General features: G+C 48.9%; 11 protein-coding genes, 1 tRNA gene and 1 pseudogene. 10 read left to right on the plus strand and 3 right to left on the minus strand.

The window, feature by feature from the left end:
* The first annotated feature begins 8 nt into the window (after window positions 1–8).
* The gene (locus AC566Q_RS03945) at window positions 9–416 is read left to right on the plus strand and encodes an ACT domain-containing protein (RefSeq protein WP_499613944.1); all 408 of its coding nucleotides are present in this window, start codon (window positions 9–11) and stop codon (window positions 414–416) included.
* Between the two features lie 2 nt (window positions 417–418).
* Here the strand turns inward: AC566Q_RS03945 and AC566Q_RS03950 are convergent, their stop codons facing one another.
* Window positions 419–1,318: an alpha/beta hydrolase family protein gene (locus AC566Q_RS03950; protein WP_499613946.1), complete on the minus strand. Its 900-nt coding sequence runs from the start codon at window positions 1,316–1,318 to the stop codon at window positions 419–421.
* A 548-nt stretch (window positions 1,319–1,866) separates the two neighbouring features.
* On the opposite strand from AC566Q_RS03950, the pseudogene AC566Q_RS03955 reads away from it, so the two are divergent.
* From AC566Q_RS03955 to AC566Q_RS03965, 3 genes and pseudogenes are all read left to right on the plus strand, one after another.
* A pseudogene (locus tag AC566Q_RS03955) lies at window positions 1,867–3,369 on the plus strand (flavin monoamine oxidase family protein).
* 18 nt (window positions 3,370–3,387) lie between these two features.
* On the plus strand, window positions 3,388–3,786 hold the full coding sequence (locus AC566Q_RS03960; protein ID WP_499613948.1) for a c-type cytochrome: 399 nt from the start codon (window positions 3,388–3,390) through the stop codon (window positions 3,784–3,786).
* A 27-nt stretch (window positions 3,787–3,813) separates the two neighbouring features.
* Window positions 3,814–4,335 (plus strand): RidA family protein, encoded by a 522-nt coding sequence (locus tag AC566Q_RS03965; RefSeq protein ID WP_499613951.1) that lies wholly within the window; start codon window positions 3,814–3,816, stop codon window positions 4,333–4,335.
* 13 nt (window positions 4,336–4,348) lie between these two features.
* On the opposite strand, the gene AC566Q_RS03970 is transcribed toward AC566Q_RS03965, so the two are convergent.
* On the minus strand, window positions 4,349–5,269 hold the full coding sequence (locus tag AC566Q_RS03970; protein WP_499613954.1) for a CPBP family intramembrane glutamic endopeptidase: 921 nt from the start codon (window positions 5,267–5,269) through the stop codon (window positions 4,349–4,351).
* Window positions 5,270–5,345: 76 nt separating this feature from the next.
* Between AC566Q_RS03970 and AC566Q_RS03975 the strand changes: the two genes are divergently transcribed.
* Both AC566Q_RS03975 and AC566Q_RS03980 read left to right on the plus strand, forming a co-directional pair.
* On the plus strand, window positions 5,346–5,963 hold the full coding sequence (locus tag AC566Q_RS03975) for an RraA family protein (RefSeq protein WP_105935328.1): 618 nt from the start codon (window positions 5,346–5,348) through the stop codon (window positions 5,961–5,963).
* An 18-nt stretch (window positions 5,964–5,981) separates the two neighbouring features.
* The gene (locus AC566Q_RS03980) at window positions 5,982–7,823 is read left to right on the plus strand and encodes an ABC transporter ATP-binding protein (RefSeq protein ID WP_499613956.1); all 1,842 of its coding nucleotides are present in this window, start codon (window positions 5,982–5,984) and stop codon (window positions 7,821–7,823) included.
* A gap of 857 nt (window positions 7,824–8,680) precedes the next feature.
* Here AC566Q_RS03980 and AC566Q_RS03985 read toward each other — a convergent pair.
* Window positions 8,681–9,373 (minus strand): DUF6174 domain-containing protein, encoded by a 693-nt coding sequence (locus tag AC566Q_RS03985; protein WP_499617352.1) that lies wholly within the window; start codon window positions 9,371–9,373, stop codon window positions 8,681–8,683.
* A 523-nt stretch (window positions 9,374–9,896) separates the two neighbouring features.
* On the opposite strand from AC566Q_RS03985, the gene AC566Q_RS03990 reads away from it, so the two are divergent.
* The 4 genes from AC566Q_RS03990 (at window position 9,897) to nusG (ending at window position 12,195) form a co-directional block, all read left to right on the plus strand.
* Window positions 9,897–10,943 carry an acyl-CoA dehydrogenase family protein gene (locus tag AC566Q_RS03990; protein ID WP_499613959.1) on the plus strand — a complete coding sequence of 349 codons (1,047 nt, stop codon included), beginning with the start codon at window positions 9,897–9,899 and terminating at the stop codon, window positions 10,941–10,943.
* A 175-nt stretch (window positions 10,944–11,118) separates the two neighbouring features.
* Window positions 11,119–11,195 (plus strand) — tRNA-Trp (locus AC566Q_RS03995).
* A gap of 64 nt (window positions 11,196–11,259) precedes the next feature.
* Entirely contained in the window at window positions 11,260–11,637 is a 378-nt protein-coding gene (gene secE, locus AC566Q_RS04000) for a preprotein translocase subunit SecE (protein ID WP_499613960.1), read from the plus strand.
* Between the two features lie 3 nt (window positions 11,638–11,640).
* Entirely contained in the window at window positions 11,641–12,195 is a 555-nt protein-coding gene (gene nusG / locus AC566Q_RS04005) for a transcription termination/antitermination protein NusG (protein WP_499613962.1), read from the plus strand.
* Window positions 12,196–12,277 lie beyond the last annotated feature (82 nt).

Consider the following 12,277-nt stretch of genomic DNA (forward strand, 5'->3'; position numbering starts at 1 on the left):
GGGAAGTTATGACAGGGGAAACAGATTTAGATACGCTGCTTGGTGGGCTTAATCCGGTACTACAGCCAGAATCCTGGGTATTTGTCAGCATCCTGGTGCTGGACCCGGAAGTGTTTGTGAGACTCGACCCTAAGGTGATGTTCCGCGAAAAAGAGGGCGTGACCCTGGTTTTGTTACAGTCGGTGGCCGACGCCGAAGGCTTTGCCTATGAGACGGTGTTTAATTGTATTACCTGCGAAATCCACTCCAGCCTGGAGGCGGTAGGGTTAACTGCGGCAATGTCTAAGGCACTCACTGAGCAGGGGATTAGCTCTAACGTAATAGCCGCTTTTTATCATGATCATATTTTTGTCCCGCAGGCCGATGCTGAGCGGGCGATCACAGCCCTCAAAGCACTGACCGCCGAACATAACTAGTTTTATTTCATATATTCATCGAGCCAGGCAATCACTTCCTGTTGCATGGTCTGACGGTTTTTAACCAGGCTATGATTGTCGCCTTCATAAATAACCAGTTTGTTTGTGTGCTCAGCGTTGTCCAGGGCAGCGGCCAGTAAACGGGATTGCTCCGGGTTGACCCGCTTATCTTCGCTGCCATGGAGAAGTAACACCGGTGCATCAGGCAGTTTGTCCAGCCAGTTTATTACCGAGCGCTCAGCGAGCGCGGTGGATTTAGTCTGGTCGTAGCCGGGGATCCTTTCGCGGTACACGTTCTCCATTTTCGGGCGCCAGTTAAGCTCTTTTTCAAGGTCGCCTACACCGGCAATGCCAACAATCGCGTGCACATTATCCAACTCTCTGGCCGCAAGGTAAGATTGCATCGCGCCGCGACTCCAGCCTACCAGTGCAATATTGTTGGTGTCTGCCATAGGAATATCGGCAGCTACATCAACCAGCGTAGTCACATCCTTTACATCTGCGCCACCGAATTCATCGGCCCCATTGTTTTTAATAAAGCGTGCACTAGCGCCGCGATACTGACTGCCAATCACCACATACCCAGCTTGGGCAAGCTCTGCCTGAAGCAATAATTTCTTGGCAAACATAACATAACCAAACTGAGCATTGCCGCCGCGATTATAGATGACTACCGGGGTCTTCTCATCGCGCTGTTTAGGAGCCAGATAATAGCCTTCCACGGTTAACCCATCTACTTCATAGGTAAAATCGAAGCAATCCAGGGATTGTTTGATGTGGTTGTATTTTTCTTCAGGAAACGCCCAATTGAAGGCCTTTTCATTAAAGTTTGGCTTTTTACTGGCGAGGGCATTTTTCCAGGATTCGTAGCTGCTAAATGAGCCACGGAAACAATTCTTCATCGGGGAGCCGATCGGCGATCCAATTGGCGAGCCAATTGGCGAGCCTTTATTGGTGGCCTGAGCGCAGCTACTGATAAGGCAACAGAAAAGTAATAGTAATCTGGATAACATCACGTTACGTCCTTTTAATGTGAAGCGTTAGGTTTAAGCGCCATAGCTTAACCAATGACCGCAGGAGTTCTACCCGTCATTTGTGACTAAGTGTAAAAGAATATGTAGCCACTCGTTCCTTGCAGATGAATAACCTTGCTCTTAATAGGTGCATTACATTGCATCGTATTGGGCCATCAAAGGTTAACCATTGGATTATTTTTGCCCGATTTGTGCGTAAAGTTCAAACATTCGTCTATTATTAGTAGTTAATCGTATATTTTATAAGTTTAACCCTGTCTGTTAACAAGCTGGCACCGGCGGTGCATCCGAATGCGCATCCATCAGTTTTTACTTCAACACAAGGGGCGATTTCGTTGAATAACCACACTATGAGCCGCCGGGCATTACTGGGCTGGATAGGTAAAACAGCGGGCGCAGGTGCAATGTATCAGGCCATGACGTCCTTGGGCTTTGCGGCAGAGTCATCACACCCGGATAAGTTAAATCTGGGCGGGGCAAAAAAAGGCGCCACGGTGTTGGTGCTGGGGGCGGGACTGGCCGGAATGACATCGGCTTACGAGCTAAGGAAAGCAGGCTACAAGGTAAAAGTACTCGAATTTAATGGCCGTGCCGGTGGGCGCTGCTGGACGCTGCGTGGCGGCGATACCTATACCGAACTAGGCGGCGAGACCCAACAATGCCAGTTTGCCGAGGGTAATTATATTAACCCGGGGCCATGGCGAGTGCCCTATCACCATCATCATGTGATGTCATACATCAATGAGTTCAATATCGCCATAGAGCCTTTTGTCCAGGTTAATTACAACGCCCTGGTGCATTCTACTAAGGCGTTTGGGGGGAAACCACAGCGGTATCGTGAAGTACAGGCCGACTATCAGGGCTATGCCGCTGAACTGCTTGGGAAAGCATTAAATCAAAATGCGTTGGATGAAGCGTTGACCCATGAGGATCGGGAAAAGCTTTTTGAATCGTTGCGCCACTGGGGGGCTCTGGATGCTAAGGGGGATTATAAGAAATCCTATGAAGTCAGTTTGCGTCGTGGCTTTGCCATTCCCCCGGGCGGCGGGTTATCACCGAAGCCAGAACCCAGTGAGCCTTTTGATCAAAGCACCCTAATACAATCTGAGTTATGGAAATACATCGTTAACGGTCAGGATATTGAGTTTCAAAGCAGTATTTTTCAGCCCGTTGGCGGCATGGACAATATCGCCAAAGCGTTTGAGAAGCGCGTGGGCGAGCTGATTGAATACAATGCCAAAGTCACCAAAATTGCTCAGAGCGACACCGGTGTAACGGTAAATTACGAACAACAGGGCGTAGCAAAAACCGCCCAGGCAGACTGGTGTGTGTGTACCATTCCTTTATCCATCCTTAGCCAGATTCCGGTGCAGACCAGCAGCGGTATGCAGGCCGCTATTCGCTCTTTACCCTATGCCGCCTCAGTAAAAGTGGGCCTGGAATTTAAGCGCCGTTTCTAGGAACAGGATGAAGCCATTTACGGTGGCGTGAGCTACACCAACCTGCCGATCACCAATATCAGTTACCCCAGCACCAAATTCTGCGACAAGGGCAAAGGCGTACTGCTGGGGGCCTATGTGTGGGGCGCTAATGCTTTTGAATTTACTTCCCTGTCACCTAAGGAACGAGTAAAGAAAGCGGTGGAATATGGCAAGCAAATTCATCCGCAGTATGCCGAGGAATTTGATAACGGTATCTCCGTGGGTTGGCACCGTGTGCCATGGACCCAGGGCTGCTATGGCCTGTGGACGGAAGAAAAGCGCGCAGAGCATTACGAGAATCTTTGTCAGGTTGACGGCCGCCTGGTGCTGGCAGGAGAGCACGCTTCTAATTTACCAGCCTGGCAGGAGGGCGCTATCTCTTCGGCCCACGACGCAATTAAACGACTTCACCAGAAAGCCCTGAGTACGATGGCTTAATAATTTGAGGATACACTCATGAATAAAACTATAAAATTATTAATATCAGTGTTTTTATTGTTTGTAAGCACTTGCTTATATGCTACTGATGATGCCGGGTTTTCCGAAGGCGCTAACTTCGAGGAAGTCACCGGTGAAGCCCTTTATCATGCCATTTGTCAGGGCTGTCATATGACCAATGCCGAAGGCGCACAAGGTGCCGGAATGTATCCGGCATTAGCCAAAAATCCCAAGCTGGCGGCCGGTGCTTATGTGATTTATATGGTCAGCAACGGCATGGGCGGCATGCCACCGCTTAAACAATACCTGTCTGATGAACAAATTGCCGAAGTGGTGAATTACACCCGCAGCCATTTTGGTAATCACTTTACCGACGTGGTCGACGCCGACGACGTTAAAACCATTGCACAACGATAAACACTAACCAGAATACAGGAACACAACATGAAAAAATTATTCCTTGCTCCACTGCTGCTAAGTGCAGTATTTGCCACTACCGGATGTAATGATGCCGATGCCACTTCGCCGGCCAAAGAAACGGTTATTCGCCACGGCCTGATTGGGTCTGACTTCCCCATCCTGCGCGCTTCGGAAGTACCGGCTACCAGTACCATTGTCTTTTTAAGTGGTTCAGTGCCTGGGATCAGCAATCCTGATGCGCCAAAGGGCAGTATGGAAGCTTACGGCGATACCGAAATGCAAACCGTCAGCGTGCTTAACCGCATTGAGGAAAATCTGAAAAGCCTGGATCTGACCATGGGTGATGTCATGAAGATGCAGGTGTTTTTAGTAGGCGACCCGGCAATGGAAGGTAAAATGGACTTCGCTGGTTTTATGCGTGGCTATAAACAGTTTTTCGGTACGGAGGAGCAGCCTAATCTGCCATCCCGTTCGGCTTTTCAGGTGGCTGGCCTGGCTAACCCCAACTACCTGGTAGAAATTGAAGTGACCGCTGTTCGACCTTAATAAACAGGGATGACTATCCGGCCTGCACCACAGGCCAGGTAAACAGCAACAGGTGGGTGGTATTGAGTCCCCAGTGGCATAGTACCGCCCACAGCAACCGGCCGGTTAGCAGGTAAACCAGGCCGTATAGCAATCCGGCTAATGTGGCCAGCAGCATATACCAACCGCCACCGGCGAAGTGAGCAAGGCCAAACAGGCCACTGGCAATAACCAGCCCGCCTAACATCCCCAGTTTTTTATGCAGGTAATTTTGCAGCGCACCACGAAACAATAGCTCTTCGGTAAAACAGGTATTAAGCAGGTTGGATAAGATGATGACTGCCAGCAATCCGGAAAACCCCGGTTGCCATTGCAGTAAGCCAAGCTGAACCGCTAACAACATAATTAACGGTATTGCCATCAATGGTGATGCTAGCATCACCCATGCTGACACGTGCGGGGCTGTGCAGGAATTTTTTTGCCATACCGGTATCCACTGTAATAACGCCCAGGCGATAAGAACCTTATCGGTGTTCAGGTAAACGCTGGCCGCAAGGCTATTGGCTTTTACCTGGGTATTATCGGTTAATAGCAATCCCTGGTAACCCGGCAGCAGGTGAGTGAGCAATCCAACGCTAAAAACGCCCCACAGGACCCAGGCTATTATCTTCGGCCACCGGCCTGACAGGCGTTGTTGATGCAGCAAATAAGTAAGGCCGATATAGGCCGTCGCCTGCACGGCAAAAAGCAGGCTTCCAGCAAAACTTAACGATAACCACACGGCCGCCACTGGTATACCGAAACGGATAGCGGCTTTTGTTGAGCCGGTACAAAGTAGTAATAAGGCTGAATAAAGCAGTGCGGCCAACAGGTGATAATCAGGCAGGGTCATGAGCTGGTTGGTTAATTGTCCTTTTAGGCCAAGATAACACAGGCAGTGATAATGAAAATACATGCTATCTACTCCTCAATCGGAGCAGGGTTGTTATAGTGGTGATTCTTTAATCTGTTCTGTTATCAGGGAAAACGTAATGACCATCGATTTTTCATCTGTTTCAACTTGCGAATATGCCGATGCACTGCCGCGCGAGCAATTTATGGATTATGCCATTCATTCGCTGTGGCAACCGGTGCCTAAAATTTCGGGGCCTGCGTTTACCGTAAAATGCCAGCCGGGCGATCACCTGATGTTACACGCGGCCATTTACCGGGCTAACCCGGGCGACATTATTGTGGTGGAAGCTGACGATCAGTTTGCGGTATCCGGTGGTAACGTTTGTGCGATTGCCCAGAGACGGGGAATAGCTGGGTTTGTGGTAGATGGTGTGATCCGGGATTTAGCGGAAGTTCGGGAAATGGGCTTTCCGGTGTTTGCCCGTGGCGTGGTCCCCAAGCCCGGTGCGAAGAAATGCGTCGACCCACTCAACCAACCGGTTAACTGTGGTGGTGTGACAGTGCATCCCGGTGATATCATTGTCGCCGACGAAGAGGGTATTGCCGTCGTCCCGCAAGCCTCTGCTGCCGAAGCCTTTGATATAGCTAAAAAACGCGCCGACAAAGACAGCAGTATGACTCTGGATGAATGGCAAGCCAAACACCACGACAATGTGGAAGCTATCCTCAGCAAACTGGGGTTCAGCGACACCTGATAATAAGCAAAAGGCCTGATGTTTTCTTTTTTTGAGCGATTAACCAACCCATTTCCAGCCGAAACTCCAACCCAGCCACCAACCGGTATGGTGGCTTTTTGTAAGCATTATACCAAGGGAATGTGGGCGGTATTGCTTACGGTTTCATTGCTCAGCGCTATTGTAGCGATACTCGAAGTGACATTATTTGGTTTTATGGGCAAGCTGGTGGACTGGTTTGCCGAAAGAGATCGCGCCACCTTTGTTGAGCAGGAGAGCAGCACGCTTATTTTGATGGGCATTGTAGTGGTAGTGCTCATTCCGGGCTTTATCTTGCTGCGCTCATTGTTTTCCCGCCAGTCGCTTTTGGGGAACTATCCCATGCGAATTCGCTGGCAGGCCCACCGTTATCTGCTTGGTCAGAGCTTATCGTTTTTCCACAACGAATTTGCCGGCCGGGTAGCCACCAAGGTAATGCAAACCGCCCTGTCGGTGCGCGAAACGGTAATGAAACTGCTCGATTTAATGGTGTATATCGGCGTTTACTTTATTTCCATGGTGGTACTGATTTTTACCGCAGACTGGCGTCTGGCGTTACCGCTGGTGGTGTGGCTTGGCGTGTACATCGGCATTTTGCGGGTACTGGTCCCCAAGTTAAAGCAAGTGTCACAATATCAGGCCGATGCCCGCTCTTTGATGACCGGCAGAATTGTAGATAGTTACACTAATATTTCCACGGTAAAACTATTCTCTCACAGCCAGCGCGAAGCCAGTTATGCTCAGGAGAGCATGGATAAATTCCTGTATACCGTGTATCCGCAAATGCGCCTGGTGACGATCCTTGAGTTCTGCGTGGAGCTGAGTAATGCATTACTGATCTTTAGTGTCGGCGCGTTGTCGGTATATTTATGGTTACAGCAACTCGTCACGCCTGGTGAAATCGCGCTGGCAGTGAGTTTATGTTTACGTTTAAACGGCATGTCGCACTGGGTGATGTGGGAAGTGGCGTCATTATTTGAAAACCTGGGTACCGTACAGGACGGGATTAATACACTGGCCCAACCCATTGCAGTGAAAAATGTAGACCAAGCCCCGGCGCTAAACGTGAGTGGCGGGCAAATTCACTTTAAGAATATGAGTTTCAGCTATCCCGGAGCCAATGACCAGCCGGTGCCGGTATTTAAAAACCTCGACTTAAATATTAAACCGGGTGAGAAAGTCGGCCTGGTCGGGCGCTCCGGCGCGGGTAAGTCAACTTTGGTGAATTTACTACTGCGCTTTTACGATACCACTGATGGGCAAATACTGATCGATGGGCAGGATATCAGCCGGGTTGATCAGGAGTCATTGCGGGCGCAGATCAGCATGGTGACTCAGGATACCTCACTTATGCACCGCTCGGTGCGGGATAATATTATCTACGGCCGTAATGATGCCGATGACGCCGCAATGATCAAAGCGGCGGAGCAAGCCGAAGCCTTTGAATTTATTCAGCAGCTGTCTGACAAAGATGGTCGCACAGGGTTTGATGCGCAGGTTGGCGAGCGTGGTGTAAAACTGTCCGGTGGACAGCGTCAGCGCATTGCGATTGCCCGTGTGCTACTTAAAGATGCGCCGGTGCTCATCCTTGATGAGGCCACCTCAGCCCTCGATTCAGAAGTGGAATCGGCCATTCAGGAATGCCTGAATACAGTAATGGAAAACAAAACGGTACTGGCCATCGCTCACCGTTTATCCACCATTGCACAAATGGACCGCTTACTGGTGCTCGACAATGGCGAAATAGTAGAGCAGGGCACCCACCAGGAACTGCTCGAAAAAGGTGGCATCTACGCCAAGCTATGGGCTCACCAGACAGGTGGATTTCTCGGTCTCGAATAAGCACGCATGCGTGCTTATTCAGACCTTAGAAATCCCCTGTCCCGGAATGCGCGCTGCGCATATCCGGGACCCCCTTAGAAGGTTGGATAATCGAATGAGACCCAGAAGCCTCCCGTCCCGTAAAATCAACATCGTCGTCCCGGAAAGTGCGAAGTACTTATCCGGGATCTCCTGAGCAGGCTGATTCACCTGACTCAACCATTCTCAATTTGTCATACCGGCCTCCGAGCCGGTATCTCCCAAAAAGACTGACTCACTTTAACCGCCATTTCGGCAACTGGAATTTAAACACTACGATATCATGCAAGGGGGTCCCCGATATTTGCTGCGCAAATTCGGGGATGACGTGAAGGATGTATTGGTTTCTGCACAGATGTTGTTTCACTACCACATGAACATGCAAGGAGATCCCCGCTCAAAAGCGTGCGGGGATGACGGAGGTTTTTTAGTGCGGGGGGAACGGATATCTGTAATCAACACCGTCGTCCCGGAAAGTGCAGGGCACTTATCCGGGATCTCCTGAAAAGGTTGGCTCACCCACAACTACCTTTCTGCAAAGGTCGATTAAACACTACGATATCATGCAAGGGGGTCCCCGATATTTGCTGCGCAAATTCGGGGATGACGTGAAGGATGTATTGGTTTCTGCACAGATGTTGTTTCACTACCACATGAACATGCAAGGAGATCCCCGCTCAAAAGCATGCGGGGATGACGGTTGTTTTATAGTGTAGGGATGACTGGTTTTTGGAATCAACATCGTCTTCCCGGAAAGTGCGAAGTACTTATCCGGGATCTCCTGAACAGCCTGGCTCAAATAAAATCCCCTTTATGCTAAGTCACGGAGTCTTACAGACCTATTGCGGGCTCAATGTAAAATATTGATCTCGTGTTCTGGTGCCACACACTCCTCTACCGATGCCAAAGTCTTCGATAACTAACGTGTCGTAACCTGCTTTTTCAATGGTCAGTTGATAAAAGCCGGTGCGGTCGCCGAGCATGGCAATTTTTTCATCGTCTTCACATGATGGGTCGTCATTAACAAACGTCTCAGTGAAGCCTACTTCATCTGATACGGTTACCGTTGTTCCATAGCCTATTGGGTCGTACGTGCCCTCATCGACAATGGTTAACTTCAGCGAGTTGTCTACTACCCACGCAGCACAGCTTAACTGGTCTGCCGGGATGACAACGTCTACTGTGATTGTATATTCGTCATCTGCAATTTGTTCATTACGGTCGACACTTATGAGAGTGGGATAACCGAGCCCCTCGGTGTATTCAACTTCCAAAAAATCAGCGCGACTTTCTTCTAATGCGATCAGGTCGAATAATTCATCTACTGTCCAGACCGTTACCAGCTCTGGCCTTAGCGCTTTATTGTTGTTGCTATCAACACCTAATCCTTCTGTGCCAATGGATAGGGATGGCCCAAAACGGGTCGCTACCTGCGAAACCACTGCATTATTTTCAACCAGCGCTATGCGAGGTGCCGTCACTTCATCCAGGCAATTACAGTTATGGGTAAACTGCATTTCATAGTCTGAAATGTTGTGGCTTTCTCAAATTTGCCGATGTTTATTCAGCTCTTCAAGGGTACTTTCGGAGTCGTTGTTACAGCCAGTTAGGGTGGCTGAAATGAAAATAGCAGATATCACTTTGCTGTATCGAGGCATATACGTCCTTTTACATTACTTGGTCCTGAATGATGCAAGCGTTCACCTTGCAACGTGATTTTTATGATACTAACTTGCAAGGTAAAGTTCATTATCTTTGATAAATAAAAAACGATTAACAAGTTCATTAATGAGCCAACCTTATGAAATCGCAAGTCTGCCTACGAGTTAAAAGGCATGAGTGGATGACAGATATTTTGTAGTGCAGGGATAACGGGGTATTTGTAACCAACAACGTCGCCCTGGAAAGTGCGAAGCACTTATCCGGGCTCTCCTGAACAGGCTTGCTCACCTGAAATAAGTTCTGCGCAAAGGTCGATTAGACTCTACGAAAACAGGCTAGGGGGTCCCCGATATTTGCTGCGCAAATTCGGGGATGACGTTTCGTGATTTTCTTATGAGCCATTATAATGGCGCGAAAATGAATTACCGGGACTGTTATAAAGCTATGCGTTTATCAGCGCCACCTGACATCGAAGAAAATAACCAGTTGTCTGCAGCCACGCTTGATTGGATTGCCCGCCACAATTTGTGGAATTTGTGGGTACCACGTGACTTCGGCGGGCTCGAAGCAGATCTGCTGGACGGCCTCAGGACCTTGCAATCCTTAGCCAGAACAGACGGAAGTCTGGGCTGGACAGTCACTTTGTGCGCAGGGGCTAATTACTTTATTGGGAACCTAAAACCAGAGTTTGCTGCAGAACTATTTATCGGTCATCGCGTTATTCTGGGTGGCAGCGGCGGATTATTTGGTGATGCCAGTAAAACGGCATCAGGCTATCGTCTGAATGGACAGTGGCGTTATGCCACGGGAGCTCCCTACTTAACCCATTTTACGCTAAATGCGCGCTTGCTGGATGATGGTAAGATGCTTAAAAATCACCAGGGTCAGGAGCACTATTCCTCCTTTGTGGTGCCGGCAGAGCAGGTGGAGGTTATAGACGACTGGCAAACCATGGGGCTGGTGGCAACCGCTACCCATAGCTTTAAAGTGCAGAACGCAGAAATAACAGAGCAACAAGGTTTTCACTATGAAACAGTTTTTTTGCCTCAGGCCATTTACCAGCTGAACTTTAGCGTATTTGCCGACCTTACCCTGTGGGTAAATTACATTGGTATGGGAGAGCATTTTCTGGCACTGAGCAGTAACTCCGTGTCGCCCAGCCACTTGTATACACTGCAGGATACGCTTACCCATGCCAATCTACGAGTGGAAAACCTGGCCGAAGAGTGCTTACAAGTTGTTAGAGAAAAAGTGGATTTTACTGAGCAGCTGGTCAATAAAGTACACCGTGAGGCAAGCATGTCGGTTGTGAACATTTCTAAGGCTATCACGGCAATTTATCCTTACACCAGGATTAAAGGCGCCAGCCAGAATACCGCGCTCAACCGGGTGTTTCGTGATTATTTCACGGCTACGCAGCATCATATTTTTACTGCCTAAGCGGATGCCCGTAAGGGCAAACAAAGCGCTTGTATCTGCGAGTGTGTTGAGTATAATACGCGTCCCTCCCTTGCGAAGCCGCACTTTTTCTCTAAAAGACGTCATAACTTCACAAGGTGAGTGTAAGTAAAATCAGCTCTTAAGCTGATTGTTATTCTTCGAATAAGAAGAGTATAGGGGTGTAGTTCGAATTGGTAGAACAGCGGTCTCCAAAACCGATGGTTGGGGGTTCGAGTCCCTCCACCCCTGCCAAATTAGATTGACTGTGCGCGTAAAAGTGTGTGGTTTAAATATGCCGTATTGCTAGGGTCGTGAAATGAGCGAAAAAACGGAAAATGCATCCAATCCAATGGACTTACTAAAGTGGCTGATCGTGTTTGCCTTGCTGGCAGGTGTGATTACAGCTAACTATGTGTATGGTGAGTTGTCAGTATTATATCGCGCCATTGGCGCCGTGGCCGGTGTGGCGATTGCAGGCTTTATTGCTGCAAGCACTGCAAAAGGCAGCGCATTTCTGACATTCGCTAAAGATTCACGCATGGAAGTACGCAAAGTAGTATGGCCATCGCGTCAGGAATTGAACCAAACAACCCTCATCGTGCTAGCCGCGACAGTAATTGCCGCACTTATCCTGTGGGGCCTTGATGGGATTCTGGTTTGGGTCGTTGGATTTATTACTGGTATTGGAGCATAAGTCATGACTGAAGCAGAAAACAAACCAAAGAAACGTTGGTACGTTGTACAAGCTTATTCTCAGTACGAGTCGCGTGTTAAGAAAACCCTGCTTGAATATATCAAGATGCACGGCATGGAAGATTATTTCGGTCAGGTGTTAGTACCAACCGAAGAAGTAGTAGAGATGCGTGCCGGCCAGAAGCGTAAATCTGAGCGTAAATTTTACCCGGGTTACGTGCTGGTTGAGATGGAAATGAACGAAGACTCATGGCACTTAGTTAAAAGTGTGCCACGTGTATTAGGTTTCATTGGCGGCACATCAGACCGTCCTATGCCGATTTCTCAACGTGAAGCAGATGCGATCCTTAACCGTCTGGAAGAGTCTGTGGATAAGCCGAAGCCGAAAACGCTGTTCGAGCCAGGCGAAGTGGTACGTGTTATCGATGGCCCATTTGCCGATTTCAACGGTGTGGTAGAAGAAGTCGACTACGAAAAGAGCCGCGTAAAAGTATCGGTTCTTATCTTTGGTCGTTCCACTCCTGTCGAGCTGGAATTCAGCCAGGTCGAAAAAGGCTAATTACCCGCAATACCCATTTAAAGCCTTATTGCCAATTGGCGATAAGGCTTTTTGCTTTGTGTGAGCAAGTCTGAAAGTATTT

This window comes from Alteromonas sp. H02, from assembly GCF_059682525.1.

Bases quoted from the DNA above. Each gene is read 5' to 3' on its own strand.
- AC566Q_RS03945 (WP_499613944.1), top strand. From the start codon at position 9: ATGACAGGGGAAACAGATTTAGATACGCTGCTTGGTGGGCTTAATCCG.
- AC566Q_RS03950 (WP_499613946.1), bottom strand. From the start codon at position 1,318: ATGAAGAATTGTTTCCGTGGCTCATTTAGCAGCTACGAATCCTGGAAA.
- AC566Q_RS03960 (WP_499613948.1), top strand. From the start codon at position 3,388: ATGAATAAAACTATAAAATTATTAATATCAGTGTTTTTATTGTTTGTA.
- AC566Q_RS03965 (WP_499613951.1), top strand. From the start codon at position 3,814: ATGAAAAAATTATTCCTTGCTCCACTGCTGCTAAGTGCAGTATTTGCC.
- AC566Q_RS03970 (WP_499613954.1), bottom strand. From the start codon at position 5,269: ATGTATTTTCATTATCACTGCCTGTGTTATCTTGGCCTAAAAGGACAA.
- AC566Q_RS03975 (WP_105935328.1), top strand. From the start codon at position 5,346: ATGACCATCGATTTTTCATCTGTTTCAACTTGCGAATATGCCGATGCA.
- AC566Q_RS03980 (WP_499613956.1), top strand. From the start codon at position 5,982: ATGTTTTCTTTTTTTGAGCGATTAACCAACCCATTTCCAGCCGAAACT.
- AC566Q_RS03990 (WP_499613959.1), top strand. From the start codon at position 9,897: ATGAGCCATTATAATGGCGCGAAAATGAATTACCGGGACTGTTATAAA.
- secE (WP_499613960.1), top strand. From the start codon at position 11,260: ATGAGCGAAAAAACGGAAAATGCATCCAATCCAATGGACTTACTAAAG.
- nusG (WP_499613962.1), top strand. From the start codon at position 11,641: ATGACTGAAGCAGAAAACAAACCAAAGAAACGTTGGTACGTTGTACAA.